The sequence below is a fragment of the Sulfitobacter sp. HI0040 genome, assembly GCF_001634885.1.
Classification (GTDB): Bacteria; Pseudomonadota; Alphaproteobacteria; order Rhodobacterales; family Rhodobacteraceae; genus Sulfitobacter.
Map to the genome: position 1 here is coordinate 1 of NZ_LWEX01000164.1, position 5,459 is coordinate 5,459.

The 5,459-nt window shown below is 67.0% G+C and carries 7 protein-coding genes; all 7 read right to left on the minus strand.

Annotated elements, in window-relative coordinates; all coding sequences use genetic code 11:
- Nucleotides 1–382, minus strand: a 382-nt coding sequence (locus A3728_RS10910) for a LexA family protein (protein ID WP_443069428.1), incomplete at its 3' end; no start/stop codon positions are given.
- A gap of 75 nt (nucleotides 383–457) precedes the next feature.
- Entirely contained in the window at nucleotides 458–1,639 is a 1,182-nt protein-coding gene (locus A3728_RS10915; protein WP_067923391.1) for a molybdopterin molybdotransferase MoeA, read from the minus strand.
- Nucleotides 1,636–2,109: a cyclic pyranopterin monophosphate synthase MoaC gene (gene moaC / locus A3728_RS10920; protein WP_067923397.1), complete on the minus strand. Its 474-nt coding sequence runs from the start codon at nucleotides 2,107–2,109 to the stop codon at nucleotides 1,636–1,638. Before moaC ends, A3728_RS10915 begins: the two co-directional genes overlap by 4 nt.
- The gene (trpC, locus tag A3728_RS10925; protein ID WP_067923400.1) at nucleotides 2,109–2,921 is read right to left on the minus strand and encodes an indole-3-glycerol phosphate synthase TrpC; all 813 of its coding nucleotides are present in this window, start codon (nucleotides 2,919–2,921) and stop codon (nucleotides 2,109–2,111) included. The genes moaC and trpC overlap by 1 nt, the downstream gene beginning before the upstream one ends.
- Nucleotides 2,918–3,586, minus strand: coding sequence for a uracil-DNA glycosylase (locus A3728_RS10930; RefSeq protein WP_067923403.1), 669 nt, complete (start codon nucleotides 3,584–3,586; stop codon nucleotides 2,918–2,920). Before A3728_RS10930 ends, trpC begins: the two co-directional genes overlap by 4 nt.
- Nucleotides 3,583–4,599, minus strand: a complete 1,017-nt coding sequence (gene trpD / locus A3728_RS10935; protein WP_067923407.1) for an anthranilate phosphoribosyltransferase — start codon at nucleotides 4,597–4,599, stop codon at nucleotides 3,583–3,585. The genes A3728_RS10930 and trpD overlap by 4 nt, the downstream gene beginning before the upstream one ends.
- Nucleotides 4,596–5,177, minus strand: coding sequence for an anthranilate synthase component II (locus A3728_RS10940; protein WP_067923410.1), 582 nt, complete (start codon nucleotides 5,175–5,177; stop codon nucleotides 4,596–4,598). The genes trpD and A3728_RS10940 overlap by 4 nt, the downstream gene beginning before the upstream one ends.
- Nucleotides 5,178–5,459: the final 282 nt, after the last annotated feature.

A 5,459-nucleotide genomic window follows, 5' to 3' on the forward strand; every position in this document is an offset into this window, starting at 1 on the left:
GTGACATCTGGTTGATCGCCTCGATCGGCACACCGGCGGCGATACGGCCCATGACCGGCAGTTCGAAAACCTCGGCGCTTGTCCGGGCGGGACGGGCGGGCGCATCGTCGGGCCTGCCGCCATCGACGACGCGGGGCGCAAAACCGCCGCCTGCGGAGCCGCCAAGGCTTTCCGGCAGCTTCACGATTTCGATGGCGCGGGCCCTATGCGCCAGACGGCGGATGAACCCGCGTTCTTCCAACGCCGTGATGAGCCGGTGAATCCCAGATTTGGACCGCAGATCCAGCGCCGTCTTCATCTCATCGAAACTGGGGGGCACGCCGTCACGCTGGACGCGCTTGTGGATGAACGATAGCAGATCGAGTTGTTTTTGGGTCAGCACTGCGGGGCCCCTTTGGATGCGGTTTTGCTTTGTTCTAGAGGTGTTCCCGTTTTGTGTCAATGCTCGCGATGCGTGTCAGGTGCGGTGCAACTCGATGCAGGGGACTTCTTCGCCCTTCTGTCGCGCCGGGTCGGAGGGGGCGCGCACCAGCAGCGCATCGGCGCGGGCAAGCACCGACAGCAGCGAGGAATCCTGCCGCTCCGCCGGGGTGACACCTTCCGCGCCCAGCCGCGCCCGCATGTAGTGTTCGCGCGGGCCGTTGGCGGGGATGTCTTCCGCCAGCGCCCGCATCGTCCGCACCGCGGGTGCCGCGCCGAGGCCCAGCATCAGGTCTACGACGGGCCGCAGAAAGACCTCTCCGCAGACCATGGCGGAGACGGGATTGCCCGGCAGGCCGATCATCGCCATCTCGCCCAGCCGGCCCGCCATCAGCGGTTTGCCGGGGCGCATCGCAACCTTGTAGAACGCCTGTTCCATCCCCAGCGCCGCCATGACCGGCGCGATGAGGTCATGATCCCCGACGGAAGCCCCGCCGATGGTGACCAGCAGATCGGCCCCGGCGGCAAGGGCGAAGGCCTGCCGGAGCGAGGCCTCGGTGTCGCGGGCGATGGGCAGCATGCGCACCTCCGCCCCGGCGGCCCGCAGCATCGCTTCGAGCCCGTAGCTGTTGGAAGCGACGATCTGGTCCGGCCCCGGCTCCTCTCCGGGCTGGATCAATTCGTCCCCGGTCGCCAGCAGCGCGATACGCGGCCTGCGCGTTACCGGAACCCGGTCGATGTTCATCGCCGCCAGCAGTGCTACGTCGGCAGGCCGTAACCGGCGCGGCGCTTCCATCGCGTCGCCTTGCGAAAAATCACCGCCAGCGGGGCGGATATTGTCTTTGCTGCCAATGCCATGGCCAAGGGTGATGAGATCGCCGCGCCGCGTCACGTCTTCCTGAATGACGACGAAATCGGCGCCCTTGGGGATCGGTGCGCCGGTGAAGATGCGCACCGCCTGACCCGCCCGCAGCGCGCCGTCGTAGCCGTGGCCCGCCGCCGCCTCGCCCATCACCTTGAACATGGCGTCGGGCTCGACCTCCGCCCGGCGGAGGGCATAGCCATCCATCGAAGAGGCCGCGAATGGCGGCTGCGTACGGCGTGCGGTGACGGGCCGGGCCAGCACGCGCCCTGCCGCTTCGCGCAGGGGCACATCTTCGGCCTCCAGCGGGGCGACCAGCCGGAACAGCGCCTCCAGCGCCTCGCTGACGGAGATCACGGGGCTTCGAACCGGCCGGATTTGCCGCCGTCCTTCAGCGTGACGCGCAGCCCGCCGATTTCCATGCCGCGATCCACGGCCTTGGTCATGTCATATACCGTCAGGGCGGTGACGGAAGCCGCCGTCAGCGCCTCCATCTCCACCCCGGTCTGGCCGGTTGTCTTGACGGTGGCGGTGATGCGCAGGCCGGGCAGCTCCGCATCGGGTTCCAGATCGACGGTGACGGATGTGATCGGCAGCGGATGGCAGAGCGGGATCAGGTCGGCGGTACGCTTGGCCCCCATGATACCGGCCAGCCGGGCCACGCCCAGCACGTCGCCCTTCTTTGCCCGGCCTTCGCAAATGAGGTCGAAGGTTTCGCGCTGCATGGTGATATGGGTTTCCGCCGTGGCGATGCGGCCCGTCACCGGCTTGTCGGAAACGTCGACCATATGGGCATCGCCCTTGGCGTCGAAATGGGTAAGCGCCATTACATCCCTCCGGAAGTGAGCGGATTGGCGAGCAGCTCGCGCGTGGCCTGCTCCACATCCGCGTGGCGCATCAGGCTTTCCCCGATCAGGAAGATGCGCGCGCCGTACATCGCGAGGTCCGACAGGTCCTTGGGCGTGGAAAGCCCCGACTCGGAGACCATGAGCCGGTCCTCCGGCACCTGTTTCGACAATCTGCGCGTGGTGTCGAGCGATGTCTCGAATGTATTCAGGTCGCGATTGTTGATCCCCAGAAGGCGGCTCTTGAGCTTGGTCGCGCGCTCCAGTTCGGCCGCATCATGCACTTCGATCAGGCAATCCATGCCCCATTCGGTGGCTGCCGCTTCCAGTTCCGCGGCCTGCGCGTCGGAAACGGAGGCCATGATGATGAGGATGCAATCGGCCCCGAGGCTGCGTGCCTCGACCACCTGATAGGGATCGTACATGAAATCCTTGCGCAGCACCGGCAGATGGCATGCCGCGCGCGCATCGGTCAGAAACTGTTTGGCCCCCTGAAACGACGGCGTATCGGTGAGCACCGAAAGGCAGGTGGCGCCGCCCGCCTCATAGGCCTGCGCCAGTGCCGCGGGGTCGAAATCCTCGCGGATCAACCCCTTGGAGGGGCTGGCTTTCTTGATCTCGGCGATGAGGCCATAGCCTTCGCGGGATGCTTCGTGCAGCGCCTCTGCAAAGGGGCGCACGGTGGGGGCGAGGCGCGCGGCCTCTTCGACCTGCGCCAGCGGGCGCGCGGCCTTGTCGGCGGCCACCTCTTCCAGTTTGTAGGCCTTGATCTTGTCCAGAATGGTATCGGTCATGGGGCGTCCTTCGTGTTCGCCCAGTTTATGGCCGCCAAGCCCTGCGCCTGCAACCACGCATTGGTGCGGCTGAAGGGGCGCGATCCGAAAAAGCCGCGCCGCGCCGACAGCGGCGAGGGATGTGGCGTTTCGATCTTAAGGTTGCGCGGCGCGGCCACGTCTGCCGCCGCCTTCTGCGCATGGGCCCCCCAGAGCAGATAGGCGCGCGGGCGATCCGACAGGTGCCGCAATATCTGCGTGGTGAGCTTATGCCAGCCGAGGGTCCGGTGCCCGCCCGCGTTGCCCGCCGGCACGGTCAGGACGGTATTGAGCAGCAGCACGCCCTGATCGGCCAGAAAGCGCAGATCCGCATCCGGGGGGGATGCGCCGATATCGTCGCGCATTTCGCGATAGATGTTGGCGAGCGATCGGGGCAGGGGTGACACATCCGGTGCCGCGGAAAAGGCGAAACCATGGGCATGGCCCGGCGTGGGATAGGGATCCTGCCCCAGAATCACGACGCGCACGGCGTGGGGCGGCGTGCGCCTCAGGGCGGCGAAAACCGCGTCCCCCGGGGGCAGGGTGGGGCGTTCTTCCGACAGCAGGCGTGCCTCGATCTCCGGCAGGCCGTCATTGAAAAAGGGCAGGGCGGACCAGTCGCCCAAGCCTTCGCGGGGCAGCGTCATTGCCGTTGCGAAGCCGCCGCCACCCGCGCCAGCCGGTCCCGCGCGGCACCGCTGTCGATACTTTCGCGCGCCATGGCGACGCCTGCCTTCAGGTCGGATGCGGCCTCGGCCACGACGAGGGCCGCCGCGGCGTTGAGCAGCACGGCATCGCGATAGGCCGATTCCTCACCGTCGAGCAGGGCCGCGAACCGCTGCGCGTTCTCTTCCGGTGCGCCGCCCAGGATCGCCTCGAACGGATGTTCCGGCAGGCCCGCTTCCTCGGGATGCAGTTCGAATTCGCGCAAGGCGCCGTCTTCCCATGCGGCGACCCAGCTCACCCCGGTGATCGTCAACTCATCGGTACCGTCGCTGCCGTGGACGAGCCATGCCCTGTCCGACCCCAGCGCCCCCAGCGTTTCGGCCATGGGCCGGATCAGGTCGCGCCGGTAGGCGCCGGTCAGCTGGCGTTTCACCCCGGCGGGATTGGTCAGCGGCCCGAGGATGTTGAAGATCGTCCGCGTCCCGAGTTCGGAGCGCGTGGGCATCACATGGGCGATGGCCGGGTGATGCATGGGCGCCATCATGAAGCCGATGCCCGCCTCCGCCAGTTCGCGCTCCACCACTTTCGGCCCTACCATGACGTTGAGACCCATCTGCGTCAGCGCATCCGCCGCACCCGATTTGGACGACAGGTTGCGGTTGCCGTGCTTGGCCACCACGACGCCCGCCCCGGCCACCACGAAGGCCGTGGCGGTGGAAATGTTGAGCGTGCCCTTGCCGTCGCCGCCGGTGCCCACGATGTCCATCGCGCCCTCGGGCGCGGTCACGGCGTGGCATTTGGTGCGCATCACATGGGCGGCGGCGGCGTATTCATCCACGGTTTCGCCCCGGGTCCGCAACGCCATCAGAAAGCCGCCGATCTGGCTCGGCGTTGCTTCGCCGTCGAACAGGATCGCAAAGGCTTCCTGCGCCTGCGCGCGGCTCAGCGGGCCGTTGGCCGCGGCATCGATCAGCGGTTTGAGCGCCTCGCTCATGCCGGGACCTTCAAAAGATCGAGAAAGTTGCGCAACAACGCATGCCCATGGGCCGACCGGATGGATTCGGGGTGAAACTGGACGCCGTGCAGCGGCAGTTCGCGGTGTTGCAATCCCATGATGGTTCCATCCTCCAGTTCGGCGGTGACATGCAGCGCATCGGGCAGGCTTTCACGCTCCACCACCAGTGAATGGTAGCGCGTGGCCTCGAAAGGGCTGGGCAGACCGGCGAAGACGCCGCTGCCGTCGTGATGTACCAGCCCCATCTTGCCGTGCACGATGTCACGCGCGCGCACGACCTTGCCGCCAAAGACCTGCCCCAGCGTCTGATGCCCGAGGCAGACGCCAAGCAGTGGAATGCCCGCCTCTGCCGCCGCCCGTGTCGTATCGATGCAGATGCCCGCCTGATCCGGGTCGCAGGGGCCGGGGGACAACAGGATGCCGGCGGGGTTCATCGCCACCGCCTCCTCTGCTGTCAGCGCGTCGTTCCGCCGTACGACGACATCCGCCCCCAGCTCGCCCAGGTAATGCACGAGGTTGTAGGTGAAACTGTCGTAGTTATCGATGAGCAGCAACACGGGCGAAAACTTTGCGTTAAGGGCTGGGAAAGACACGCCGGGGCGCGATATATGTGGCGCATACATGTTCAGGCTTGCCAGCCGCCGTCAAGGGCGGAGGCTAAGCCGAAAGACCGGTGAATGCGGCAGCAGGTGCAGCAGGAGGTGGCGCAGGGGCTGCGCCCGAAAATGGCAGGAGAATGTTATGGCACGCGGTTTTCTTGGCGGTGTCGTCACCGGCGGTGTCGTGGTGCTTGGGGTGGGGGCCGCGACCTCCCTGCTGGCGCCCTTGCCCCGCCCGCC

Coding starts and splice junctions, on each gene's coding strand:
- A3728_RS10930 (WP_067923403.1), bottom strand. CDS start 3,586: ATGACGCTGCCCCGCGAAGGCTTGGGCGACTGGTCCGCCCTGCCCTTT.
- trpD (WP_067923407.1), bottom strand. CDS start 4,599: ATGAGCGAGGCGCTCAAACCGCTGATCGATGCCGCGGCCAACGGCCCG.
- moaC (WP_067923397.1), bottom strand. CDS start 2,109: ATGGCGCTTACCCATTTCGACGCCAAGGGCGATGCCCATATGGTCGAC.
- trpC (WP_067923400.1), bottom strand. CDS start 2,921: ATGACCGATACCATTCTGGACAAGATCAAGGCCTACAAACTGGAAGAG.